Here is a 22,754-nt window from a genome sequence, read left to right as displayed (position 1 = left end):
AACACCGTGAACGCCATGGAAGCTGCCGGAGGTTTGGACATGGCCGCTCGCAATCGCACGCCCAACCCCGCCCTCGCAGACCTGCTTGACCAGGCCCGATGGACGCGCACGCAGATGGCGCAACAGGTCAACAGGCTTGGCCCGCAGGCGGGGTTGCAACTGACGTACGACCGCACAGCCGTGGCTCACTGGATTGCCGGAACTCCTCCAAAGCCCGAGGTGAGGGCACTGATCGTGGAGGCGCTGTCCGCACGCCTGGGTCGGCCGGTCACCCACGCTGAAGCGGGCCTGGAGCCTGCTGTGTCCGCCGAAGGGTCCGATCGGGTCGACACTGTCGAGGAGTTGATAGACCTCGGAAGGGCGGACATGGACCCAACTCGCCGCGGCGTACTGACCGCATCCGTGTTCTCAGCTGCTCTCACCGTCCCCCTGTTCGCCCAGACCGCCCGAGCTGACGAACCGGTCTCACCCGGGAAGGCGACCACCCGGATCGGGGCGTCACAGGTCGCCTCGGTGCGCTCCATGACAGAGCGGATCGCGGACATCCTCGACGAGTTCGGCGCCGGCCACGCCCGCCCCATGGCCGCGGCATTCCTCGTCAACACCGTCGGCCCGTGGCTGCGGGCGCAAGCCTCCGAAGAGGTCCACGCCGACATGCTCGCCGCAGCCTCCGACCTGACCTACCTGACAGGTTGGATGGCCATGTACGAGAAGGCCCACGGGCTCGGCCAGCGCTACTACGTCAAGGCGCTCCGGCTCGCGGGAGAAGCCCAGGACCACGTCACGTTCTGCCGGACACTGCGCGGCATGTCCCTGCAGGCATCAAACCTCGGCCACGGCCGGAAAGCCCTCGAACTCGCCGACTCCGCCGCCGAAGCCGCCCCGTCAGCCGGGCCGCGCCTGGTGGCGTTCCTGCGGGGCCAGCAAGCCCACGCGGCCTCCATGGTCGGTGCCACAGCGCAGGCCCACACCCGGCTCCGGGAAGCCGAATCCGCTCTGTCCAAAGCCGACAGCCGACGCGACCACGTCGGCGGCTACGACCAGACCGCCTACCTCTTCCACGTAAGCCATGTCCTGATGGAAGAAGGCGACCTTTCGGGCAGCATCAAGGCACTGCGGCAGTCGATCCGCCTGCAGCCCGCCCAGGAGCGACAAGGCCGGGTCCACGCCTACGCCGTGCTCGCCCAGCGCCAACTCCGACACGGCCACCTCGACGCCTCAGTGGAGGCCTGGACCCGGTTCCTCGACGAATACGAGCACATCTCGTCGGTCCGCGGCGACGACCACTTCACCACCATGCGACAGGAACTCGCCCGGCACCGCACCGCACAATCCGTGCGGAACCTGGCGAGCCGCGTACAGGAAGTCGCAGCGCTCAAGGCCGCATGACAGTCCCCCAGGGAGCTGTCGGAACCCTGGGGGGCACCGTTCTCACGATCCAATCAACGCATCCCTACGCTTCGGCCGCCCTGAGGAGGCCGAGTCTCACGCGCACCAGGCCCTGGCCGGCATCCGCCCCGGATTTGAGAGAAAACCGCGCCTACTAGACTGCGCAACTCGCCATCGCCCAGGTCAAACAAGGGGACCTCGAACAGCTGCCCGCCTCCTCTATACCACGGCCTCCCCAACAGCAGACGCGTCCGCGACCTGCTGCGCATCTTCCGCAGCGAAGCTGCCGCCACCGGGTCAGCACGCGCCCGAACATGGCAGCACGACACCCAAGACCGCCACCGTGAAGGGACCGCACCCCATGGAACTCGAACTCCGGCGCGTAGGGCGGCACCAGCTCGACGAGGTACGGCCGACCCTGGTAGACGTTTTCGCCGAGGTCTACGCCAACCGCATGGACGACCCGTTCTTCTCCGTGGAGCGTTTCAACGAGCGCTTGACCAGGCACGCCGACCGCAATCAGTGGGAAGCGGTCATAGGCTACGTAAACCAAGAGCCCGTCAGCTATGCCTACGGCGCCGCACTCCAGCCCGGCGCCCGCTGGTGGATGCACCACCTTGATCCACTGCCGGAGGACTACACCGAGGAGACTGGCGCCCGCACTCTCGCACTGTTCGAAATCATGACCCGCGAGCAGTGGCGCGGCACTGGCGTCGCCCACCGCATCCACGAGGAGCTGCTCGCGGGCCGCGCCGAGGAGCGCGTGACTCTGCTGGTGGACCCTCGCAAGACCGACGTCAAGGCCATGTACGAGCGCTGGGGCTACGCAAGCGTCGGCGAGCAGAAGCCGTTCCCAGACTCCCCGCTCTACGCCACCATGGTCCGCCAACTCCGCACCCCTACGACCACGTAGACAGGCACGTAAGGGCCGATCGAGGCTCTGCCTGAACGGGCAATCCCACCGGTTCACTCTCGTTGAAGGGTGGTGGGACACGGCCGACGAGTTCGCCACACACCCCACCGTCCACTGAGTGCGGCGCGCCTACGGCATGGAGACGCTCTACCGTTCTCACGATCTGCTGCTGGTCCCCTCACAGGTCGAAGACGCATTCCCCCGGGTGATCGTGGAAGCCGGCCTCCATGGTGTCGCCACGCTCGGCTCGGACCAGGGCGGAATCCCCGAAGCCGTCTGCGACGGCGGACTCATCCTTTCCCCGGACGACGTACAAGCCTGGCTCGGCGCGATCAACTCCCCAGACCGGACGAGACTGGGAACCACGGCACGCGCCCAAGCCCTGCCGCTCACTCGCCCGTGCCTGCCCGAATTCCGCAGGACTGATCCCGACAGCCAGCCCCTAACGGCTCGCGTAGGCGGCCTGTACCTGATCGAAGCGATCGGTCCACCAGTGCAGCAGGTCTTCGTCCTTGAGGAACATCTGTCCGAAAGTGGGATCTTGGCGGTCGAGGTAAAACTCCAGCTGCCAGAAGTCGGCCATCCGCTTCCACCACAACCGCGTCACCGCATCGGCAAAGTTTTCCTCCGACAGGCTCATCACCGAACGGTACCCGGTAACAAACGCTGCAAGGCGCTCGAGGTCGAAGACGCCACCGACACCGAACTGCGCAAGGGACGCCTCGAGCCGGTGCGCGGCCTTGAGCTGAACTTTGATACGCCGCTTGACGCATGGCACCTGGCCTGGGCCCAGCAGCACGGCGCCACCCGGGACTGACCCGGGCGGTCCCGCACCCGGACGGTGCGTCCGGCCGGGCGCGCCCCGTCCGGGTCCCGGGTACCGACACCGGGTGCCTCAGCCCGACGACGCCTGGCTCAGCTTCTTGAGCTGGGCGTCGATGAGCTGCCGGGGCACCTCGGTGGGTTCGTCGTTCACGCCGAAGAGGTTCGAGGCGAACGTCGTGACGGTCGTTCCGCTCCGGACCACCACGTAGGAGAAGACGACGGAGTGCGCGGGGCCCGCGTCGTCCGCGGGCATGTCCAGCGTGATGCGGTACGAGAGCGCGTCGTCCCCCAGCGAGGGATCCGGCAGCTTGCGGATGTGCGAGTACGTCCAGCCGGTGGTCGAGGACCCGGGCGGCGTGAACTTCGTGCAGGTGTCCAGCGCACCGCGTAGTTCCGTCACCACCTTGACCGAGTCCTGCTGCCGGTAGGAGTTGAGCGCCACCGTCGTGGACGACATGTCGGACTCATCGGACGTGCGACCGACCGTCTTCGCGACCTGCCACACGGGCTGGTACCTGCCGACGAAGCCGGTCATGTCGTTGAGGGGCTTGCACCGCGAGGGCGCAGGAGGGACCTGACTCACCACAGGCTGCCCGGCCCCCGCGTCGCCCACCATGGGCCCGACGCTGAATCCGTCGACGTCCCCCGACTCCAGCGCGGTCCGCTCCAGTTCCCGATGACCCAGGACTTTCGTGGGTGCCGCAGCCTGCCTCTCGGGGTGCGAGGCCCTCGCACCGTCCCCGTCCTCGTGCCCGCAGCCGACAACGGCCACGGTCAGCACACACACCGTCGCGACTGTCCGCGACACTCCTGTACCCACGTTCCCCACCCGGTTCCGAAGTCCCACCGGTACGGAGCGGCAGTCGCGCCGCACCGGCGATGAACGGCGCATTTTCCCACGCGGGTAGCACCGCGGCAACAAGATCCACACCCGGAAGGAGAAATGACCGGGCGGCCGTCCGGCAGTGGACGGGGTGATCCAGCCCGCGCCGCCGAACGCGGGCACCGGCGGTGACAGCGGCGCCAGTGGTGGTGCCAGTGATCCCCTTACTGAGGGCCAGTCTGGCGGCAACGGATACGTCGTCATCTGGTGATAGAGCACGACGAGGCCCGGCGTACCTTGAAGTGCGCCGGGCCCGTCCGGTCAGGTCGGCGGCCACCGGCCGCCGGGCTCGAAGCTGCCGATGTCGGTGCGCAGCGGGGCTCCGGTGGCGCGTTCGGTCTCTATCCATCCGGTGATGTCCAGGAGCAGGCCGTCCAGCGGGCCGCCGCACAGTTCCCCGCAGACGCGCCCGGGCGCGGCCCCCGGGCGCAGCGTCGGCAACAGTGCCTTCACTGAACTACCGGTGCTTCGCTCCGCTCTGCCGTGCCGACCGGACTTGGCGAAGGAACCTGAAAAGACTCCGCTGGCGTGTAAAGAGAATCCGGGGCCTGTCCCTCTTCAGTCGCTCGAGTTGCTGTTCGGTACGCACGAGCCAACGCTTGTACCACTGAGCGAAATCAAGTCCGGTCGGCACAATCCCGCCGTCCGCCGGCCGCAGGTCCTCCCAGACAGCGCCTGCGTGCGGGCCTGTCATCACGAGCAGTGAGGAGTAGCCGCAGCCTTGCTCGCTCAGGAAGACGACGCCTGCTTCTTGCGCGTCGTACAGCTCCTCGTAGCGCGCGTCCCACGCAGTGAACGCCTGGCGGAAGGCCTCGTCGGTCTCATACGCCTCCGGCTTGGGCTCTTGCGCATCCAGGGCGTCGACTTCCTTTTGCAGGGCTTCCGCCACGAAAGGGCGGCCGGCAAGCTCGGCTGTGGTCCCCTGCCCCCGGTGGGCGAATCCGACGTCGCACCACTGCCATCCACTGTCGCCCAGGACGGGCGCCATCAGGCCGTAGTCGGGGCCGGCACCTCCGGCTCCGACCTGGTGCAGGAAGCTGCGGTATTGCGTGGGCAGGTCGACACTGTCAATCCCCTCGAACTGTGGAGATCTTCTAAGCGGCCGGCTCCAAGGCGGAGTTGGCCCGGTGGTCGTGCTCGTAGTCGATCGGACTCTGATATCCACACACGCTGTGTAGTCGGTGCGTGTTGTAGAAGCCGGTGATCCAGGTCGCGATCCGCAGCCGGGCCTCGGTGCGGGTGGCGAACGTGTGCCGGTAGACGTACTCGACCTTGAGCACGCTGTTGAACGCCTCGCTGACGGCGTTGTCGAAACACGACCCGACGCGGCCCATGGACTGGGTCACGCCCAAGCGGCGACTGGCCCGGCGAAAGCGCCGGGAGCCGTATTCGCTGCCGCGGTCGCTGTGGAAGATCACGCCCTTCACGTCACCGCCGCGGGTGGCCGCGGCCATGTTCAAGGACGCCACAACCAGTTCGGCGTCATGGCGTGCGCCCATCGCGTAACCGAGCAGCCGGCGCGAGAACAGGTCGATGACGGTGGCCCGGTAGAGCTTGCCCTCACCGGTGGTGATCTCAGTCATGTCGCCGCACCACACCTGGTCAGGAGCGTCCGCAGTGAAGTCCCGCCGCACGAAGTCCGGGGCCGCCAGCCGTTTGCCGGGCCGGGTCAGCCCGCGCCGTCGGCGGACCTTCCGTCCGGCCAGGCCGAGTTCGGCCATCAGACGGGCGACAGTGTTCACCGAGACCCGCCAGCCCGCGCGGACCAGGAGGAGCCAGACCTTCGGGGAGCCGTAGGTGCCGCCGGAGCCCTCGAAGACCTGCCGGATCACGTCCGCCAGCTGCCCGCGCCGGATCTCACGGGCGGTGGTGGGCTTGTCGCGCCACTTGTAGAACCAGGACTCCGACACCCCCAGGACCCGGCAGGCCAGACGGTGCGGGACGCAGTGCGCGGTCCTCTGGTTACCGATGAACGCGGCCAGGACGGCCGGGTCCGTCACGGTCACTTCACCCAGAGGACCATGCATCGCTTGAGGACATCACGCTCCATCTCCAGCTCGCGTATCCGCTTGTTCTTCTCCGACATCTCCCGCCGCAGCCGCTCCAGCTCGGCGCGCTCGGCCTCGCGCATCCGTCCACCCGGCGGCGCGGGCTCGGTCGGCCGGTCGGACGACGCCGACCCGATGCGCCTCCACCGCGACACCCAGCTGTGCAGCGTGCCGGAATGCACGCCGAGTTCCTCGGCGACCTCCGGGATCGGCCTGCCCGTCTCGATCACGATGCGTACAGCACCCTCACGAAACTCAGGCGTGTACGTCCGTTGCTTGGACCCCATGAACCCCAACTTCCCCTGCAATCACGGACTCCACGCTACGAGGGGAGGGACAATATACGAGGTGTCCAGAACGATGGAGAGCTCGCTTGCGTTCAGGTAGCGCCACGTGCGACGTGCGGGCAGCCGCTTGACCACGAACCAGCGCACCAGGGTGCCGATCCCTGTGAGCACGGCGGCCACCACTGCACTGAGAATCTGCGAGCCCACAGCCCCCGCAATAACATCCATCGCGATCTCCCCTTCCGCGCGCCCAGACCTCGCGTTCGCGGGTTGCCTGGGTCGCCCCTATTGGATCATGGGTTGTGCATCGTCATGAACTCACCGACCAGGAGTGGGAATTGCTCACTCCGCTGATACGCCGGGCTGGAACCGGCCGCCGCCCAGTAGACGATCGGCGGATCCTCAACGGCATGGTGTTCAAGATCCGTACCGGGATTACCTGGCGGGATCTGCCCGAACGCTACGGTCCACGGAAGACGGTCTACACGCGCTTCCGGCGCTACGCCCTGCGAGGCGTGTTCGCCTGCGTCCTACAGCAGCTCCAGGCACGGGCGGATGCGGCCGGGAACATCGACTGGCTGGTACAGGCAATACACCTCGTTCAAGCTGGCCGAACATCTCGACGTCGCCGGCATCGCGGCGAGCATCGGCTCCGTCGGGGACGCCCTGGACAACGCCCTGATGGAGTCGACCATCGGGCTCTACAAGACTGAGCTGATCAAGCCGCAGCGGCCCTGGAGGACGCTGTCCCAGGTCGAGCTGGCCACCGCCGAGTGGATCGACTGGTACAACCACACCCGACTCCACGGTGAGATAGGGCACATCCCGCCCGCCGAATACGAAGCCAACCACTACCTCAACACCACGAAAACCCAGGTCACAACCAACAACTGAGATCTCTACCGAACCCGGAACGGTTCAAAACCGCGCCAGGGAGCCTTCTGGCTCTGGAGTTCGGCTCCCTGGCAGGGCAAGATCGGGCACATGTCCAGCCAAGATGAGATCGTTCTGCCGCCTAGCATTCGGTTATCAGGAGACGGGATACTGCTGAGAGAGTGGGCCGAGGCCGACCTGTCCGCGTTGGTTGAGCTCTATGACGATCCCGAGATCGACCGCTGGACTCCGGTGCCCTCTCCGTTTGACTCCACGGCAGCGCGTGTGTACCTGACCAAGGCTCGCGAAGGCCGCGAGGAAGGGCGCAAGAAAGCGCAATTGGTGATCACTACCGACGGTGAGCAGCCGCGCGGTGAGGTCCTCCTCTTCCGCAGCGAGCTCGACGCTCGGGACGTCGAGCTCGCTTATGGCGTCGGCAGCCAACATCGGCGGCAGGGCCTGGCCTCACGAGCTGTCAAGTTGATGGCTGACTACGCCTGTCGCCAGCTGAACGCGAGGCGCGTGCTGCTGCGCATTGAAACGGGGAACTCCCCGAGTGTGGCTGTCGCTTGCGCGACTGGCTTTCAGCTCACCGACGACCAGCCCATCACGCGCGAGGCTAAGGGACGCCAGGTGACATTGCTTACCTGGTGTTATCAGAACGACGGAGCAGATTCTCTCTCGACTTGAGCGGCTGGGACGCCTTGTCTTCAGGATGCGCGGTGAGGTGTGCCAGGTGTGAGGTGCCGGGGCCCGGTGCACCATGACATGAGTTCGACGCCGAAGCCGGTGTGGTACCGGTGTCGTGGAGGTGGACGAGCTTGCTGGCAACGTGGAGGAGGTCGTCGGCGCGGACGGCACCGAGGTAGGACCGCAGGTGAATGATGCGATCAGGTCTCGGTGCGCCGACCACCGCTGCCGGTGCGCTTAGCTGCGGCGGCTGTCGTGATCGGCGACTACGCCGACCCAGTCCGGGCCGAGTCGGGCGACCAGACGCTGTCGGAGGGTACAGCGTTGGCGGGGTGTGGTGGCTGCCCAGATGCCGGTTTGGGTGAGGTCTGGGTTGGCCAGGGCCCATTTCAGGCAGTCGGAGGCCAGTGGGCACGCCGCGCAAGCGGCGGTGGCCGTGTCGACGCGGGCGGTGATGTCGGCGCTGGTGCTGTCGCCGTGCTCGTAGGCGAACAGCCCAGGTTCTGCCCGGCACGCGGTGGGGGTGGCGCTGTAGGGGAAGGGGATGCGCGGGTCGGCCTCATGGGCCAGGGGGCGCGGTGTACCGGTTCGACTCACGGAACGAATCCTCCCAAGTAGCAGTAGGGCAAGGTCAGCTGGGGGTGGTCAGGCGTGGATGTTGTTGCGCTTGCGCCGGGGAGCGTCGGAGATGAACCGGGCCTTGCCGGGGTGTTCGGCGTTCCAGGCTTCGGCGCAGACTTTGTGCGCGGGTTCACCGTTGTGGGAGCGCAGCGGGGTGAGGTTTCCGCACAGCATGCAGGGCGCGTCGAAGCGGAAGCGGCAGGCGTCGTGCCAGTCCAGGAGAGCGGGCTGCGCGGCCGGGGTAGCGGTGTCGGTGACGACCGTGAGGTGGCGGGCCCGGGGCCGACGACGTCCGGAGGGGGCGGTCACAGGACCCGTCCCGGGTGTGAGTGCCGCGCCGACCGGAGCGACGGCCGTTGACCGAGGCGACCGCGGCGTCCTGGACGGTGGCCAGGTGCGGGAATGCCTCGGCACCGGTCTCACCTGGTACATGGCGACGTCGGCGGCGTGCAGGAGAGCGCTGTAGTCGTGGTTGGGTAGGTCGGTGGTGTGGGCGGCGCCGATCGACACCGTGAACGGCAGCAGCAGGACCTGGTGCGGGACGGGACGGTTCATGTGCGCCCGCAGGGCCACCAGCTCGCGGTCGGCCGCGTGGCGGGGAGATGGACGAGGGCGGCGAATTCGTCGCCTCCCAGGCGTGCTGCCACGCCGCGGTGGTCGGTGGCCCACTGCCGGAGGCGGTGGGCCAGGGTGATGACGACCTGGCCGCCGGCGGTGTGCCCGTAGGTGTCATTGATGGCCTTGAAGCCGTTTTTCCGGACTACTGTAATCTCCGCGATCCCTCTCATTCATAGCCCCGGCGATCTACCGCCAAGTGTTATGTAGGTGTACTCTAGATTCATGTCAAGTACATATCCGATCGCTGAAGCCCGCGCCTGTCTAGGTGACCTCGCGCGTCGTGCCGCCCAGCACGAGCACATCACCCTCACCGACCGGGGGACACCCGCCGCCGTCCTGATCTCCCCGGCGGAGCTGGAAGACCTCGAAGACGCCCTGGCCGTTGCGCGCCTGGAGCGCGATAGGGCCCTGGGGATCACCCCAGCTCCCGTCCCGCACGCCGAAGCGCGTCTCGCACTCCTCGACGCGGCAGGCCGGAGCGGAGAGTGAGCTGGAGCGTCACGTGGGAGCCCACAGCGCTCAACGAGGCAGCCAGCCATCTGAAGGCCGACCCCACCGGCGTGGACGCACTGCTGCATGCCACGGACCGGCTCGCAGATGATCCGGCCCCCGAAGGCTCTCGCGCGTGGGGAAGCAGCCACCGGCGTCTACACAGCGGCCCGTGGAGGATCCTGTACCGCATCGACGCCCAGAACAGCACACTGCACATTGAGCATGTAGGACACACCTCCTGAGCGGGGGCCTGGCAAATCCCAAAGCCATCGAGCGGCTGGTCGGGCCGTGATGGCCGGAGTCTGTTTGATCACGCTGTCGGTGCCCGATGCATCTTCGTGGCGTGATAGATCAGCCGACCGCCTGGGCGTGGGCTGCGCGCCAGGCGTTCCAGATGTCGCTGCGGAGTCGGCCTCGATCAGGCACATCCATGCCCTGGTCCTTGGCCCACTGTCGTACCTGTGCCACCGGCGGGTTCGCCGCGGCTGGTGCGGGATCCGGTCGGCGGCGGGCGGTGACGACGGGGCGGGAGGGCGGCTGGGGCAGCTGGTCGGGAGAGGTGGCGGTGAAGCCGCGGCGTTCGAGGATCCGGCGGCGCTTGTGGTGCATGCGCTCCAGCCAGGGCACATCGGCGTCGAGGTAGTCGTGCGCCTCGACGTGGGATTTCTTAGTCTCGGTGTTCCGCATGATCCGCCCGACTTGCTGGATGACCCGGCCCCTGAAGGAGATCGGGCTGGTGAGCAACAGGGTGTCGAGTCTGGGTGCGTCGAAGCCCTCCCCGGCGAGCTTGTCGATGGCCAGCAGCACCAGCGGGGTGGTCCTCTCGTCGGTGAGTCGTGCGCGGACACGGGCGCGCTCGGCGGGCGGCATGCCTCCGTGCAGGAGCAGCGGTTCGATGCTGTGTGCGGCAAGAGCGGTGGCGAGCTGGTGGAGGTGCTCGACACGGTTGGTCAGGGCCAGGCTGCACCGTCCGCGCCGGGCGGCGTCAGCGATGTCGGTGGCGATCTGGGCGTTGCGGTCCTGGCTCGCGGCGAGTTCGGTGTAGATGGCCTGGAAGGAGGCGCCGTCCTTGCCCGGTTCGTCGGTGGTGAACAAGGTGGGGTGCACGACGAGGTGCTTGGCGAAGGCACTGGTCTCGGCGATCTCATGCCGGATCGGCCCGCACTGCATCGTGATCAGCGGATCCATCTGATCGGCCCGGTACGGCGTGGCCGACAGTCCGATCCACCGCTCGGCGCGGGCCTTGCGGATCGCGGCTCCGGCGCCCTGCGCCCCCACAGCGTGGCACTCGTCAACCACGACGAGTCCGTAGCCGTCCAGGAGACCGTCTGGGGCGTCGCGGTGGCTGAGCGTCTGTAGCATGATCAGGTCGACCACGTGGCCGCGGCGGTCCTTGCCCGCGCCGAGGGAGCCGACCTGGCCCTCGCCGAGCTCAAGGAACGTGTCCAGGCGGTCCTGCCACTGGGACAGCAGCTCCGAGCGGTTGACGATGATCGCGGTGGGCGTTTGGTGGTGGGCGATCAGCGCGCAGGCCATCACGGTCTTGCCCGAGCCTGGCGGCGCCACGAGCACACCGCTGGCGTGGCTCTTCACCGCCTGGACCGCGTGGCGCTGCACTTCGGTCAGCTCGCCGGTGAAGCGGGCACTGATCGGTGTGACGTCCGGGAGCTCGTTGCTGATCATGAGTGTGCCGCCGGCTGCGGCGATGAGCTGGGTGGCCTCGTCACGCAGACCGCGCGGCAGCTTCAGCCAGTCCGGGTCGGTGGCGTCGAAGGAGCAGACCAGGCGAGGGGTGTCCCAGGTGGAGTATCGCTGGCTCTGGCGGCGGTAGAACTCCGGGTTGTGGAACGACGCCGTGTGCTTGAGCGCGGCGAGCAACGCCGCCGGCAACCCCTTGGTGGAGATCGCGAGCATCGCCGACATCCGCGCCTCGACGAGTTCCAGGGCCTTGCCCAGGGCCCGCCGTCGGGGTTTGGGCGGCAGGACCGGAGCGGTCGCGGACGGGCCCGCCTTGACCTCGCCAAGCTTGTCGACGAGCGCCTCGACCTGCGCTGGGGAGAGCCGCTCAACCTGCGACAGGTGTGCGAACTGGTCCGGGTACGGCTCCCAGGTCTGCGGGTCGACGAAGACCGTGGTGCCCTTCAGCCGTGAGATTCCCTGCAGTGGCAGCGCGATCAGGTTGCCGAACCGAGCGTTGCCCTTGGCGTTCGTGGGCAGCAGGTCTTGGGCGGGGAAGAGCCGGTCGTAGCTGGACAGCGTCATCTGCCCACGAGCGTCGATTGCTTGGCGCAGCAGTGCCATCCCCAGCGTGCGCGCGGTGGCTGCGGCGACGGGGGCGGTGAAGAAGGTCCACACGTGGGTGCCAGCCCCGGAGCGGGAAATCTCCACCAAGGCGGGGACAGCGGCCTGGTGGCAGGCGGAAGCGTAGGCGGCTGCGTCGCCGCGCCAGTCGCTGCCGTCCTTGCCGTCGAAGTCGACCGCCAGGAGCCGGCAGGTGTCGTCGGCGAGCAGCGGGTACAGCCCAAGGTGTACTTCCCGGCTCCCGGGCTCGGGACGGGAGAGGTGGTTGTAGACGGTCTTATCGTTCAGCGGCCAGAACACACGCTCGGCGTCGTTCTTGTTCTTGGCGAAGGGGTTGTCCTCGGCGGGGCTCCAACCCTTCCGGCCCGTTCGCGTACTCACCCACCGCGTGGCGTAGACGTCCTCGCGGCCGGCGAACAGTGCCCGGAACAGTGCGATCTTCGCTTCCGTGCCGGAAGTAGCATCCACGTGCGGCAGGCCCTGCCCGTCTTCGACGACAGTCGGTGCGGGAAGCTCGGGGACCGGTGGTAGCTCCTGCGGGACGTCGTCGGTGGGCATTCCCAGCCGGGTGCGCAGGCGCAGGTTCTCGGTGCGCAGCGCGGCCAGTTTCGCGCGTAGCTCGGCGTTTTCCTCGAGCGCCACATCGAGCCTGATGCGCAGTTCGGCCGGGTCGTTGCAGACGTGCCAGTCCTCCACGTCTCCATGATCCGGATTCGCACCGTCGGAGGGGCCGATTTCGCCGAGATCCATTCCCGCCCGCCCGCGGAGGCGATCGAGGGAATGTGACGTCGCGTGGGAGGAAAGACTCACCGCGGCGCGTGGATGGACTGAGGAGAACGGGCACCTCCTGGCACCGCTCGACCCCGTCCACCGGGGCCACGAGGTCGGCATCTGACTGAAGAACGCGCGAGCCGCTGGAGGACATCGACCCCTCCTGGTGCCCTGCCTGGCCCGTGGAGTGGCAGCGTGCCTTCCACCTCGTCCGCCAGCATCTGGAGGTCCGCGGCGTGCTGCCGAGAACGCCGGGCCAGGTCGTGCACCAGGGCGAGGACCTCGGGCGGTGGGTCAGGGCACAACGCCTTGGATGGGACCGGCTCACCGGCGCCCAGCAGTGGATGTGCGAGAACGTCCTCGGGATCGACCCCGCGGCCCAGGACGAGAAGCCGAAACCACGCCGCACACACGCCGACAAGTGGGCGCTGAACTACACCGCCGCCTGCCAGTACTACGAACGAGAAGGACACCTCCAGGTACCCAGAGGACACGTCGAACGGATCGTCACCGGCGACGGGCACGGCCAGGAGGAACGAGACCTCAAACTGGGATCGTGGATCAGCAACCAGCGCAGCAGGGCCGCCACGCTGCCGCCGGAGCGGGTGCAGCAGCTCTCCGAGATCGGAATGCGCTGGCCGTAAGCGGCGTCGGACGGGCAGCGGGGCGGGGCAGGGAGGCTCAAACCGACCCGCCGCGTCCAACCGAAGGACATCACCCTCGTACCCAAACTGGTTTAGCCATTCAAGCAACGGCATTGCCCGCACCTTTCGCTCTTCTCGTCATCGCTGTCGGGTAGAGGTACGGATGTGTCACCTCTCAGCCGCACGCCCGGGGCCATTTGTCCCGCAGCCACGCCAGGTCGGTCTCGGCGCGGGTACGGGTCGCCTGTTCACGGGTGAAGACGGCGTCCGTCTTGGTCAGGACCAGAACGTAGGGGCGTCCCTGGCGCCGGGTGGTGTGGGAGACGGGCAGGCCGGCCTGGTCGATGCGGCTGTGGAGGTGGCGGCGTCCGTCCTTCGCGAGCGGCCACTCCATGACGTGGCGGGTACGGGAGGTGAGGAAGGCGTCCAAGTCGGGGCAGAGTCCGCAGCCAGTCCGGCATGTCCCGGCCGGGGTGAGGGACCAGTCGTCGGCCGCGCGTACGGGGCGGGTGAGGGCCGCGGCGAGCCGGTCCTCGCAGTGGTCGGCGAGGGTCTGGAAGGCGCGGGCGGCGGGTGCGCCGTCGCGTATGGTCGTCGGCTGGCGGGCGGCGGTGCGCAGGGCGGGGAGCAGGCATTCCAGGGCGGTGTCCGGCAGGCCGCGCAGCGTGGCGGCGATGGTGTCGGCGGTCTCGGGCCCTGCCGCCTGCAGGACGCGGGCCAGTGATGCGCCGAGCCCCTCCATGCCTGTGCGGCGCTCCGTCTCGCGGCCTACGTCGAGCCAGCTGGTGAGCTGCTGCTCGACTGCTTGCCAGGCACCCTCGGCCAGCGGCGAGGCCATCGCGTCCCCATCGCCGTCGGTGGCCCGCAGCGCGGTGCACAGGCCGGGCAGCGATTCGAGCCACGCCGCGCGGTCGGCCCCGGTGTACGCGCCAACCGTGCCGAACCAGCTGCTGACGGCCCCGCGGGCCCACGTCCGTCCGTACCGCGCGGCCGCTGCCGCGAGACCCGGGGCGTGCCGCTCGCCCAGGGTCTCCACCCCGAAAGGCGCGAGGAGCATCGTGGCAGTGTCCGCTTCCCGCAGTCCCACCGCGACGGGCAGGGCGGCGGCGAAGAGCGCCGCGGCCGCCTCGCCCGAACCGTGGTGCTCCAGAACGGGGCGAGCGACTGGGCGAGTGTGCGCGCCCGGTCGAGGTCCCCGGCATCCAGGTGGCCCTGAAGTTCCCGCAGTGCGCCCTCGGAGCCGGCCTCGGCGCGGGCCGTGAACGAGCGCTGCCGGGGCCACAGGACTACGGCGGCCCGCCGGTACCAGCGGTCGAGGGTGTTGCCGTAGTTGCCCATGTAGCCCTCGTACTCGGACTGGTAGGGCGTCAGGTCCTTGTTCTCGGTGGTGGCGCACACCTCGGCGTACGCGACGGGCAGGTTGATCTGCTCGCCGCCGGTGCCGTCCGGGCGGGTCCACCAGCTTAGCGTGATCTCGTCGTCGATCAGCTCGTTCAGTTCGTAGCTGGAGAAGTCGCCGCTGCGGCGGCGCTCGGCACCGGGTTCCCCGTCGGGGTCCAGGAGACATTCACCCTCGCACTCCTCGTCCTCGCAGTCGTCGTAGTGCTCGACCTCGCCGTAGTAGTCGTAGCGGTCGTACGGCGCATGCGCGTCCCAGGTCTCCTTCACCTCGGCCAACGCAAGGACCGCTTCGCAGTCCGTCTCTGCGGCGGCCTGGCGGAGCAGGGCGGTGCGGGCGGCGTCGGCTCCCTTGAGGCGGTCCCAGTCCAGGCCGCGCTGGGTGTACTCGTGGTCGAGGAGGTACACGAGGCGGTTCGGGGGCGCGGCCTTCTGGCGGCCGTAGGCGTAGCGCTCTTCGGCCGGCTCGGTGAAGTGTTCGGTCAAGCAGTGGGCCAGGTCGGCGACCGAGTCCCCGTCGTCCTCGCCAGCCGGGCGGATGCGTTCGGCGAGGAGGTTCATGGTGAGGGTGACGCGGTAGCCGGATTTGACGGGCTTGACCTCGTGCAGGCAGTCCGCGTAGAAGGCGGCGAAGGTCAGCTTCTCCCGGGACGCCTGGTGGACGACGCTGCGGCCGGCGTGCGAGACGACGAGTTCGCCGCCGGTGTGGTGCGAGGGCAGCGAGACGACCAGGGTGCCCACCATGGAGTCGTCCTTCTCGGAGTCCTGGTGCGGCAGGAAGAACTGGCCCTTGCCGTAGACGAGCAGTGCGTGCGGCTCGGCACGTAGGACGACGGTGGGCGGCAGACCGAGCGCGGTGCGGACACCGTCGAGGACGCCGTCCAGGGTGCGGTCCCAGTCGGTGCCGCCGAGCGTGATGCGGTCCGGGGTGATCTCCCAGGTGTCGCGGACGCTGGTGTCGGACAGGGTCTGCTCGCCGCGGCCGAAGGATGCCTGCCGGGCCTGCGCGATCAGTTTCTTGGTGACCGGGGCACGCAGCGGCAGCGGCAGTTCCCCCACCCCGTCGACCTCGATGCTCAGCGCGCGGGCCGACATTTCGATACGGGTGCTGAAGTCCCCGCGCCGCTGTGCGTCGCCGAGCAGCTCCGCCAGCTGCTTCCGCGCTCCGTGTCCCATACTGTTTCGTCCCCAGGGGTCCAGCGTGCCGTATGGCCTGTCCCGGAAACCCTAACGCCGCGGGCAGTCCTTGTTCCCGGGCTGTTGGTCATGCGGCGAGGGTGAGTATGTCGCGGTAGCGGATGGTGTGAACCGTAGGTGATCGCGTTGCTAGTGGTAGTAGCGCCAGTAGGCGTCGAAGTCGCTGTCCACGGACAGTGGGACGTCCGGGCGAGCCGTTGTTTCGCTGGGCGCGAGCCAGGCGATCAGTGTCACCACACGTCGGGGCCTCCGCCACGCCACTCGATGAAGTCCTCGTCTACGACGTTGACCATGTCGGGATCAAGGCCAGCGCGCCGTACGAATTCCAGGAAGTCACGAAGGTTGTACGCCACGCCAAGGATCTCGCCGTCGACCCGGACACGCCGGCCACCGCCCAGCGATGGCGGCATCACGATCACGCGGCTCTCGTCCACGCCACCAGCATGCCCCCGGGCCCGGCACGGGCGCGCCCCTGAGCAGGTCCCTGCCGAAGCCCTCGCGCCTGACAGGGCCCCGCCGCGGCAAAGCGACGGGGCCCTGTCTCTTACCTGGCCAGCGCGCAGCTGGCCATGCCCAAACTCCGCAGCGGCAGCTACTTCCCGCACTGGCTCCTGGAACGACGCCGCAGGGCCGAACAGGCCCTGATCTCGGTGGTCGCCACCGCCTACCTGCTCGGGGTCTCCACCCGCCGGATCGAGAAACTCGCCGAGTCCCTCGGAGTCACGCAACTGTCGAAGTCCCAGGTCAGCGCAGCCTGGCCAACCTCACCGTCGTCGCCCTCGACCGACTCGAGACCCTCGTCCGCAACCGGCTCAAGCGCCTGCAGTACCGGCCCGACACCCTCAACGGCTTCATAGCCGGCACCGGCCTGACCCTCAACGACCCAGCCTCACCCTGACAAGCCAAAGTCAGTAGCCACTGACGTTTTCTCAGCGAAATGATCTTCACGAAGCCGCGTGAACCACGCTGATCGTAAGCAGGTAGGACGAACTCGCCCCGGAGTCGGGCAGACGTGAAGCCCCTGGTAGGACGGTTCTCACCACAAGATCGTCCGCGTAACCAGAGGCCTCACGTTGATCACCTATGTTGCCATGCTCGATGTCCCGCGCCATGTCGTGGACCAGTTGTCCCGGCTGCTGGCCGCGCACCGGCGCCGGATCGGCACGCCGAGGGGCTCGCGGGCACTGGGGCCGTTCCGTCAGGCGGTGTTGGTGCTGCGCTGGTTCCGCGAGCGCGGCTGCGTGCACTGCCTGGCCCGGGACGCCGGCGTCTCCCAGGCCACCGGCTACCGCTACCTCCACGAAGGCATCGACGTCCTCGCCGGCCAGGCCCCCGACCTGCACGAGGTCCTGGACCGCTGCCGGCGCGAGGGCATGACCCACGTGGTCCTGGACGGCACCCTGATCAAGTCCGACCGTGTCGCCGGGGTCCGCGAGAACGGCAACGACCTGTGGTTCAGCCAGAAACACAAGGCGTTCGGCGGGAACGTGCAGTTCCTATCCGCCCCGGACGGCACCCCGCTGTGGGTCTCCGACGTCGAGCCCGGCTCCACTCCCGACATCACCGCCGCACGCATCCACGCACTTCCCGCGCTCTACAAGGCCGCGGCCGACGGCCTGCCCACCCTGGCCGACAAGGGCTACATCGGCGCCGGCATCGGCATCCACGTCCCCGTCCGACGCCCCAAGGGCCGCTCCGAACGGGCGCTGCACGCGGACACGCAAACCACGAATGCCCTGATCAGAGGCATTCGTGCGCTCGGCGAACGCGCCGCCGCCGAACTCAAGCAGCGCTGGCGGACCCTGCAGCACGTCACCCTCAGCCCCAGGAGGATCGGCGACATCGCCCGCGCCGCCCTCGTCCTCAACGAAAATTGGAAATGATCACCGTTGAGAAAACGTCACTCATGACCTCGAGTCGACAGTTGGTCGGCATGGGGGGTGTGCCCCCCGCAGAATTTTCAAGTGCTGGTGGATTCACATCAGTTCCAGTGCCGCATTGGCCCGGCTGCGTTTTTCGAAGAACCGGAGCAATGTCATGGCCAGCATTGCGTAGCCCAGGGCGACAGCCACTTCCCACCTGAGATGGCTCCACACCGCAGCGGCGGAAGCACCGCTGAACAGCGCGCGCAGTGCCTCGATGGAGTGGGACAGTGGAAGGCAGGCACCGACCGTGCGCATCCACGTTGGCATCGCTTCTTCAGGCAAATTGGCACCGCTTAGGAGGATGAGCAGCGTGAACGCGATGTTGGACAGTACGAAGACATCCCGGAGCCGCACCGCCAACGCCCCCAGAGCCAGTCCGAAGAATGTGCATGACGTCGCGGCCATAAGGAAGATCCCTGTTACGCCAGTCAGGGAGGTCACCCGCAGGTCGAGGCCCAGGAACAGGGAGCCGGTGAGCAGCATGAACGCCATCACCAAAATTCCGTTCAGAACATAGGGAAGCGTTCGGCCTCCCCAGAGCAGGGTCCGGGCCCGTGGACTGAGCAGGACGGCCCCGAGTGTCCCGTATCTGCGCTCGTTGGCCACAGCCATGACGCCGCCGTAGACACAAGCCACGCTCGCTGCGAGGACAGTGTTGCCAATGAGGTAGAAGCGATCGTCGGCCACCCCGAGCTGCCGTCCGATGAACACGAAGAAGAATATCTGGAAGAGCGGGCTCACCAGCAGCGTGCCTACGAACATGGGCGGCGTCGTCCAATTGAACAACGCCCGGTAGGAGATGCCGCCGCCGAGCACCACAAGACGCAGGGATCGGACCAGATAGGCCATGGGGACTCCGATGCTCATGTCAGTGCCAACGTGCCAGCGTCACGCGCCCGTCTCTCGACCCACACCAGTGCCGCCAGCGCGAGCACCACGTACAGGGCGCCCGTGACGAGTGCCATGGCAGCTGGCCAGAGCACATCGCCTCCGCCGGTCGCCGCTTGCACGGCCCGGGCACCCCAGCTCGTTGGGAGGATCCAGGTGATCGGGTGGGTCCACGCTGGCAGGACGGTGGTGGAGACGAGCATGCCGGAAAGCATCCATACCGGGTAGTCCAGGGCGTTCGCCAGGGCATTGGCGTTCCGCAGAAGCACGAAGGTGGCGGCCATGAGCAGGCCAGTCATACCCAACGACACGACCACAACCACCACGGCCGGCACGAATAGCGCTGGGGCGGCGGGAGCCAGCGGGACGTCGAAGAGCACGACGCCCCACAGCACGGTCGCCAGCATCGAGTACATCCCGACCACGGCGGTGGCGAAGGTAATCGGTAGCAGGACGAGCGGCAGTGGTGCCGGGGCGGCCACTAGCGACTCCAGGGTGCCCAGCCATCTCTGGTCTTGAATGGCCCCACCCGAACCGAACAGCACAGAGGACCAGACCCCCATCAGGCCGGCTCCGACGGCGGCCTGCAGCAGCCGGTCGGAGTGCTCGCCAGCACGGAAGAGGTACACCGCGAGTGTGGCGTAGACGAGGGGCGAGACGAGTGTCGTCACTTGTTCGAAGCCCGACCTGGACATGTGCAGCACGTGGGTACGCAGTCCCACGCCCATGAGACGCAGATACCATCCGATGCGACCGCTCACTCGGCATCAGCCCCATCACGCCGCGCGTCGGCGACGATGGACACATAGGCGTCTTCGAGGGTCGGTTCCCTGGTGAGGATACGGCCGATGCGCAGTTCCCCGAGGGCCGACATCACCTCGCCATGGATGTCGTCCGATGGAGCCGTCTGAACTTGGATGATGTCGGCGACCTCGCGCCTCTCGATCGTGACCTGGCGGACGCCGGCCAGGGATCGCACCTGGACCAGGTCCTCGTCGCTCACGCCATTGAGTACCTCAATCTCCGTCACATCGAGCTTGCGGACCCGGTCCTTCAGTTCAGCCGGGGTGCCTTCGGCCCGAATACGGCCGCCACTAATGACGGCAATGCGGTCACACAGCTCGTCGGCCTCGGCCATGTAATGGGTGGTCAGGAGCACAGTAGTGCCGTTGGCAGCGAGCTCGGCGACCATGCGACGGAGTTCACGGGCGGCCACGGGGTCCACGCCGATGGTGGGTTCGTCAAGGAACAGCACATCGGGTTTGTGCAGCAGGCCGCGGGCGATGTGCAGCTTCTGCCGCATCCCGCGGGAGTACCCTTCGACTCGCTCCCGTTCACGGCCTGTGAGTCCTACCGCTTCGAGGAGCTCAGCGATGCGTGACATCTGGTGCTGGGGGTCGACGCCATATAGTTCCGCGAAGTATCGCAGATTGTCCAAAGCGGAGAGTCGGTCGTACAGGCCTCGGTCGCCTCCGAAGACATAACCGATCCGGCGCCGTACGGCCGTTGCATCCCTCGCCACGTCGTGCCCGAGCACGCGCGCCGAACCTGAGGTCGGCAGCAGCAGGGTGTTGAGCATCTTGATGGTGGTTGTCTTGCCGGCACCATTGGGGCCCAGCAGGCCGAACAACTCACCTCGGCCAACGGAAAACGTCACATCCCGAACCGCTTCCACCACCGAGCGCTGGGGCCTGAGCCAGCCCGTACGCGTCCGGTACGACCGGGACAGCCTCGACGCTTCGATGGCCGGGCTACTTGAGTACATGGTAGCGCCACACCTTCCTATTCCACTCGCGTGCTGTGGTTCCCCGCTACGGGCTCACTCGCAGAAGTCCGCCGCATTGATGAGCGTCCAGCCGGACTTGCGCCGCCATTCCTCGTACTCGCCGTGAAGGACCGTCCGCAGGTCGCCGGGGATTCCGGCCGCCACGTCGTACAAGGTGACCTGCAGAGCCTCAGCGAGCCTCGCGAGCGCGAGGTCCATGGCAGCCGTCAGCTCCGCGTCGAACTCCGGTTCCGCGGGCGCCGTCAGGTCATATGTCCGCGCGATGGACAGCATGTCCCCGAGCAGCTGGTAGGCCGCGTCCTTGATGACGATCCGAGCACCACGGAGGAGATGCCGGGGAGTGCCGTCCAGGACCTTCTCTAGCGACTTAAGCGTGTAGTCGAGCGCGAAGTTCCTGTCGATCCACATCTGCGCGTGGAGGGAGCAGCGTCCGATGCGCCAGTCCCTGAACCGTGCGTCGACCCGGCCCATGGACGGCCTGACCTCGCCGAGGAGCCCCGCGGCCTGCGCCTGCTTGGTGTAGCTCGCTCCGATGAGGCATTCCATCGAAACCATCATGTAGGAGATGGCCTGGTAGAAAGGGCGCCCGATTGTGTTGTTGCTGATGAATCCGTCGTCGCGTACGCCGTCTACGATCTCCTCGGCGGACAGGTGCGAGACGGGATGCAGCAGCAGGTCGGTACGTCCCTGGAACCGGTACGTCTCCTCGAGTTCCTCTAGCGTCATGAGCTGGTCGAAGGTGATATAGGTGAAGCGCGGCGGCACGCCCAGGGCGGTTAGGGTCCGTATTCCCAGGGCGTTCTGTTCCGCCGTCGTCTCCTTGTTGAAGCGTTCAAGCACCGATGTCACGCCGGACTCGATGCCGAATAAGCAACGGCGCAGACCCCGCTCAACCAAGGCCCGCCACATGGTCGCGCGTTCCACATGCCAGTCGCGCCCCTCCGTGCGGGACACCACTTGGTCGATGCGGCAACTGGTCTCCCAGGAGAACCCTGCGTCGTGGATCTCCTCTGCCATGGCCAGCGCTCTGGGTACGGCATCGTCGCCACGCCCAACGAATTCCTCGTCCACGAAGTAGATCGTCCGGGAGGTCGAAGGGTGGCGATCGAACACCTGCCGCATTTCCTGCAGTATCCAGGGAAACGTTTCCGGGACGGCACCGGCCCATGTGCCCTTGTGGCCGCGCGGGCAGAAGGAGCAGAAGTTGGTGCATCCGCGCGACCCTTCCAGCTGGGCGACTCCCCGACGGACGAAGGTTTCTTCGAGGAGATCGAGCTCTGGAAAGTAGTCGGTTTGGAGCCGGTTGGCCACGGCCCCCGTCCGCCGGAACGGCGTGATGGCCAGCGCGCCATCACCCCGTGCGCCACCATGAAAGCCGATGCCACGGATCTGCTGGAGGTTCAGATCACCGTGCCAGTAGGCGAGTACATCCTGGATGGTTGGCTCACCTGCGGCCCGCCCGATGAGTAGTCGAGGGAAGCGCTCCAGGAGGGTGTGCTCGTTGCGCACCGTTAGACTGCCGCCGGCGAGGATCAGCGGCGGGGCTTCTCCCGTCTCCGTCCCTTCGAATGTCTCTTCCAGCAGCCGGAGCATGATGTCATGCTGGCCGAACGTCGCCGATACGCCGAGTATGTCAGTTCCTCCCCGCGACAACTCCTTGAGAATGTCCTCAAGCGTCACCCCAAGCTGCATGTCCATGAGCCGGATCTGACCGGTCAGCGTGGCCCTCGCGGCACGGGCAAGGTCCGAGACGGCCAGCGGGAAGCGGGGGAGCGGGAAGTGCTCCGGATGATAGAGGGACACCAGCAGCACGCGCGGGCGGATCAGCCTCGTAAGCGCGTCGGTCATGAGGTCAGCCGACGAGAGCCACGTGTCCGGTTCGTGAATGCGTATGCGGCCCTCGGTCCACGTCGGCCATCTCCTGCTGGCGTGCGAGCGTCCGGACAGGTCGGCAGCTACCCACTGGTCTGAACCCCCGGCGTCCACGAGGACGAGGCGGCGGTCGAGCGAACCAGTCACGATGACGCGTTCCGGGTCGACGCTGGCCGCGTCGGAGATGGAGTCATGCATGCGATTCGGGTCTGTGAAGTTCAGATCTCTCGCGATCGCTTCGGCCTTCGCTTTCGGCACGCTCAGGCGGTCCAATAACCGAGCGGCCCTCTCAGTCAGCGACATGTCTGGGCTAACGATCACTTCTCCCCCGTT

At 67.4% G+C, this 22,754-nt stretch carries 24 protein-coding genes and 4 pseudogenes; 12 read left to right on the top strand and 16 right to left on the bottom strand.

The window, feature by feature from the left end; translation table 11 throughout:
* Window positions 1-39: 39 nt before the first annotated feature.
* The 3 genes from OIE69_RS42630 to OIE69_RS42620 all read left to right on the top strand — a co-directional run bounded on the left by OIE69_RS42630 (window position 40) and on the right by OIE69_RS42620 (window position 3,119).
* On the top strand, window positions 40-1,389 hold the full coding sequence (locus tag OIE69_RS42630) for a hypothetical protein (protein WP_326581572.1): 1,350 nt from the start codon (window positions 40-42) through the stop codon (window positions 1,387-1,389).
* Window positions 1,390-1,750: 361 nt separating this feature from the next.
* Window positions 1,751-2,302, top strand: coding sequence for an N-acetyltransferase (locus OIE69_RS42625; protein ID WP_326580848.1), 552 nt, complete (start codon window positions 1,751-1,753; stop codon window positions 2,300-2,302).
* A 136-nt stretch (window positions 2,303-2,438) separates the two neighbouring features.
* Complete coding sequence (locus tag OIE69_RS42620) at window positions 2,439-3,119, top strand: glycosyltransferase (protein WP_326580847.1); 681 nt, start codon at window positions 2,439-2,441, stop codon at window positions 3,117-3,119.
* A gap of 78 nt (window positions 3,120-3,197) precedes the next feature.
* On the opposite strand, the gene OIE69_RS42615 is transcribed toward OIE69_RS42620, so the two are convergent.
* From OIE69_RS42615 to OIE69_RS42595, 5 genes are all read right to left on the bottom strand, one after another.
* Entirely contained in the window at window positions 3,198-3,914 is a 717-nt protein-coding gene (locus OIE69_RS42615; RefSeq protein ID WP_326580846.1) for a hypothetical protein, read from the bottom strand.
* A 357-nt stretch (window positions 3,915-4,271) separates the two neighbouring features.
* Window positions 4,272-4,463 (bottom strand): hypothetical protein, encoded by a 192-nt coding sequence (locus OIE69_RS42610; protein WP_326580845.1) that lies wholly within the window; start codon window positions 4,461-4,463, stop codon window positions 4,272-4,274.
* A 4-nt stretch (window positions 4,464-4,467) separates the two neighbouring features.
* Window positions 4,468-4,998, bottom strand: coding sequence for a hypothetical protein (locus OIE69_RS42605; RefSeq protein ID WP_326580844.1), 531 nt, complete (start codon window positions 4,996-4,998; stop codon window positions 4,468-4,470).
* A 106-nt stretch (window positions 4,999-5,104) separates the two neighbouring features.
* Complete coding sequence (locus OIE69_RS42600; protein ID WP_326580843.1) at window positions 5,105-6,016, bottom strand: IS3 family transposase; 912 nt, start codon at window positions 6,014-6,016, stop codon at window positions 5,105-5,107.
* On the bottom strand, window positions 6,013-6,345 hold the full coding sequence (locus OIE69_RS42595) for a transposase (protein WP_326580842.1): 333 nt from the start codon (window positions 6,343-6,345) through the stop codon (window positions 6,013-6,015). Before OIE69_RS42595 ends, OIE69_RS42600 begins: the two co-directional genes overlap by 4 nt.
* 302 nt (window positions 6,346-6,647) lie before the next feature.
* Between OIE69_RS42595 and OIE69_RS44890 the strand changes: the two are divergent.
* From OIE69_RS44890 to OIE69_RS42585, 3 genes and pseudogenes are all read left to right on the top strand, one after another.
* Window positions 6,648-6,857, top strand: a pseudogene (locus OIE69_RS44890) (transposase); the annotation flags it as partial.
* Window positions 6,858-6,933: 76 nt separating this feature from the next.
* Window positions 6,934-7,239: pseudogene (locus OIE69_RS42590) on the top strand (integrase core domain-containing protein); the annotation flags it as partial.
* A 90-nt stretch (window positions 7,240-7,329) separates the two neighbouring features.
* Window positions 7,330-7,908, top strand: a complete 579-nt coding sequence (locus tag OIE69_RS42585; RefSeq protein ID WP_326580841.1) for a GNAT family N-acetyltransferase — start codon at window positions 7,330-7,332, stop codon at window positions 7,906-7,908.
* Window positions 7,909-8,145: 237 nt separating this feature from the next.
* On the opposite strand, the gene OIE69_RS42580 is transcribed toward OIE69_RS42585, so the two are convergent.
* The 3 genes from OIE69_RS42580 to OIE69_RS42570 are packed head-to-tail and all read right to left on the bottom strand — an operon-like array spanning window position 8,146 to window position 9,317.
* Complete coding sequence (locus OIE69_RS42580; RefSeq protein ID WP_326580840.1) at window positions 8,146-8,505, bottom strand: WhiB family transcriptional regulator; 360 nt, start codon at window positions 8,503-8,505, stop codon at window positions 8,146-8,148.
* 48 nt (window positions 8,506-8,553) lie between these two features.
* Window positions 8,554-9,084 (bottom strand): nucleotidyl cyclase domain-containing protein, encoded by a 531-nt coding sequence (locus OIE69_RS42575; RefSeq protein WP_326580839.1) that lies wholly within the window; start codon window positions 9,082-9,084, stop codon window positions 8,554-8,556.
* Window positions 9,081-9,317: a diguanylate cyclase domain-containing protein gene (locus OIE69_RS42570; RefSeq protein ID WP_326580838.1), complete on the bottom strand. Its 237-nt coding sequence runs from the start codon at window positions 9,315-9,317 to the stop codon at window positions 9,081-9,083. Before OIE69_RS42570 ends, OIE69_RS42575 begins: the two co-directional genes overlap by 4 nt.
* A 52-nt stretch (window positions 9,318-9,369) precedes the next feature.
* On the opposite strand from OIE69_RS42570, the gene OIE69_RS42565 reads away from it, so the two are divergent.
* On the top strand, window positions 9,370-9,636 hold the full coding sequence (locus OIE69_RS42565) for a type II toxin-antitoxin system Phd/YefM family antitoxin (RefSeq protein ID WP_326580837.1): 267 nt from the start codon (window positions 9,370-9,372) through the stop codon (window positions 9,634-9,636).
* On the top strand, window positions 9,633-9,881 hold the full coding sequence (locus tag OIE69_RS42560; protein ID WP_326580836.1) for a type II toxin-antitoxin system RelE family toxin: 249 nt from the start codon (window positions 9,633-9,635) through the stop codon (window positions 9,879-9,881). The genes OIE69_RS42565 and OIE69_RS42560 overlap by 4 nt, the downstream gene beginning before the upstream one ends.
* A 109-nt stretch (window positions 9,882-9,990) precedes the next feature.
* On the opposite strand, the gene OIE69_RS42555 is transcribed toward OIE69_RS42560, so the two are convergent.
* Complete coding sequence (locus tag OIE69_RS42555; protein WP_326580835.1) at window positions 9,991-12,636, bottom strand: TOTE conflict system archaeo-eukaryotic primase domain-containing protein; 2,646 nt, start codon at window positions 12,634-12,636, stop codon at window positions 9,991-9,993.
* A gap of 257 nt (window positions 12,637-12,893) precedes the next feature.
* Between OIE69_RS42555 and OIE69_RS42550 the strand changes: the two genes are divergently transcribed.
* The gene (locus OIE69_RS42550) at window positions 12,894-13,355 is read left to right on the top strand and encodes a helicase associated domain-containing protein (RefSeq protein WP_392567641.1); all 462 of its coding nucleotides are present in this window, start codon (window positions 12,894-12,896) and stop codon (window positions 13,353-13,355) included.
* 175 nt (window positions 13,356-13,530) lie between these two features.
* Here OIE69_RS42550 and OIE69_RS42545 read toward each other — a convergent pair whose 3' ends face one another.
* The 3 genes from OIE69_RS42545 to OIE69_RS42535 form a co-directional block, all read right to left on the bottom strand.
* Window positions 13,531-14,193 (bottom strand): hypothetical protein, encoded by a 663-nt coding sequence (locus tag OIE69_RS42545; protein WP_326580834.1) that lies wholly within the window; start codon window positions 14,191-14,193, stop codon window positions 13,531-13,533.
* Window positions 14,124-15,929: a 2OG-Fe(II) oxygenase gene (locus OIE69_RS42540; RefSeq protein WP_326580833.1), complete on the bottom strand. Its 1,806-nt coding sequence runs from the start codon at window positions 15,927-15,929 to the stop codon at window positions 14,124-14,126. Before OIE69_RS42540 ends, OIE69_RS42545 begins: the two co-directional genes overlap by 70 nt.
* A 251-nt stretch (window positions 15,930-16,180) precedes the next feature.
* Window positions 16,181-16,360, bottom strand: coding sequence for a hypothetical protein (locus OIE69_RS42535; RefSeq protein WP_326581571.1), 180 nt, complete (start codon window positions 16,358-16,360; stop codon window positions 16,181-16,183).
* Window positions 16,361-16,504: 144 nt separating this feature from the next.
* Between OIE69_RS42535 and OIE69_RS42530 the strand changes: the two are divergent.
* The 3 genes and pseudogenes from OIE69_RS42530 to OIE69_RS42520 all read left to right on the top strand — a co-directional run.
* A pseudogene (locus OIE69_RS42530) lies at window positions 16,505-16,699 on the top strand (transposase); the annotation flags it as partial.
* Window positions 16,696-16,848: pseudogene (locus OIE69_RS42525) on the top strand (IS630 family transposase); the annotation flags it as partial. The pseudogenes OIE69_RS42530 and OIE69_RS42525, both read left to right, overlap by 4 nt.
* A gap of 175 nt (window positions 16,849-17,023) precedes the next feature.
* Entirely contained in the window at window positions 17,024-17,833 is an 810-nt protein-coding gene (locus OIE69_RS42520; protein ID WP_326569999.1) for a transposase family protein, read from the top strand.
* Between the two features lie 93 nt (window positions 17,834-17,926).
* Here OIE69_RS42520 and OIE69_RS42515 read toward each other — a convergent pair whose 3' ends face one another.
* The 4 genes from OIE69_RS42515 to OIE69_RS42500 are packed head-to-tail and all read right to left on the bottom strand — an operon-like array spanning window position 17,927 to window position 22,724.
* Window positions 17,927-18,724, bottom strand: a complete 798-nt coding sequence (locus OIE69_RS42515; protein ID WP_326580832.1) for an ABC transporter permease — start codon at window positions 18,722-18,724, stop codon at window positions 17,927-17,929.
* A gap of 14 nt (window positions 18,725-18,738) precedes the next feature.
* Window positions 18,739-19,524, bottom strand: a complete 786-nt coding sequence (locus tag OIE69_RS42510; protein ID WP_326580831.1) for an ABC transporter permease — start codon at window positions 19,522-19,524, stop codon at window positions 18,739-18,741.
* Entirely contained in the window at window positions 19,521-20,528 is a 1,008-nt protein-coding gene (locus OIE69_RS42505) for an ABC transporter ATP-binding protein (RefSeq protein ID WP_326580830.1), read from the bottom strand. The genes OIE69_RS42510 and OIE69_RS42505 overlap by 4 nt, the downstream gene beginning before the upstream one ends.
* A 54-nt stretch (window positions 20,529-20,582) precedes the next feature.
* Window positions 20,583-22,724, bottom strand: coding sequence for a B12-binding domain-containing radical SAM protein (locus OIE69_RS42500; protein ID WP_326580829.1), 2,142 nt, complete (start codon window positions 22,722-22,724; stop codon window positions 20,583-20,585).
* Window positions 22,725-22,754 lie beyond the last annotated feature (30 nt).

The organism is Actinacidiphila glaucinigra, assembly GCF_035918135.1.
Taxonomy (GTDB): Bacteria; Actinomycetota; Actinomycetes; order Streptomycetales; family Streptomycetaceae; genus Actinacidiphila; species Actinacidiphila glaucinigra.
This window is presented reverse-complemented; position numbering and strand designations above follow the sequence as displayed.

Coding starts and splice junctions, on each gene's coding strand:
- OIE69_RS42630 (WP_326581572.1), top strand. CDS start 40: ATGGCCGCTCGCAATCGCACGCCCAACCCCGCCCTCGCAGACCTGCTT.
- OIE69_RS42625 (WP_326580848.1), top strand. CDS start 1,751: ATGGAACTCGAACTCCGGCGCGTAGGGCGGCACCAGCTCGACGAGGTA.
- OIE69_RS42620 (WP_326580847.1), top strand. CDS start 2,439: ATGGAGACGCTCTACCGTTCTCACGATCTGCTGCTGGTCCCCTCACAG.
- OIE69_RS42605 (WP_326580844.1), bottom strand. CDS start 4,998: ATGGCGCCCGTCCTGGGCGACAGTGGATGGCAGTGGTGCGACGTCGGA.
- OIE69_RS42595 (WP_326580842.1), bottom strand. CDS start 6,345: ATGGGGTCCAAGCAACGGACGTACACGCCTGAGTTTCGTGAGGGTGCT.
- OIE69_RS42585 (WP_326580841.1), top strand. CDS start 7,330: ATGTCCAGCCAAGATGAGATCGTTCTGCCGCCTAGCATTCGGTTATCA.
- OIE69_RS42575 (WP_326580839.1), bottom strand. CDS start 9,084: ATGAACCGTCCCGTCCCGCACCAGGTCCTGCTGCTGCCGTTCACGGTG.
- OIE69_RS42570 (WP_326580838.1), bottom strand. CDS start 9,317: ATGAGAGGGATCGCGGAGATTACAGTAGTCCGGAAAAACGGCTTCAAG.
- OIE69_RS42565 (WP_326580837.1), top strand. CDS start 9,370: ATGTCAAGTACATATCCGATCGCTGAAGCCCGCGCCTGTCTAGGTGAC.
- OIE69_RS42545 (WP_326580834.1), bottom strand. CDS start 14,193: ATGGCCTCGCCGCTGGCCGAGGGTGCCTGGCAAGCAGTCGAGCAGCAG.
- OIE69_RS42540 (WP_326580833.1), bottom strand. CDS start 15,929: ATGGGACACGGAGCGCGGAAGCAGCTGGCGGAGCTGCTCGGCGACGCA.
- OIE69_RS42535 (WP_326581571.1), bottom strand. CDS start 16,360: ATGCCGCCATCGCTGGGCGGTGGCCGGCGTGTCCGGGTCGACGGCGAG.
- OIE69_RS42515 (WP_326580832.1), bottom strand. CDS start 18,724: ATGGCCTATCTGGTCCGATCCCTGCGTCTTGTGGTGCTCGGCGGCGGC.
- OIE69_RS42505 (WP_326580830.1), bottom strand. CDS start 20,528: ATGTACTCAAGTAGCCCGGCCATCGAAGCGTCGAGGCTGTCCCGGTCG.
- OIE69_RS42500 (WP_326580829.1), bottom strand. CDS start 22,724: ATGTCGCTGACTGAGAGGGCCGCTCGGTTATTGGACCGCCTGAGCGTG.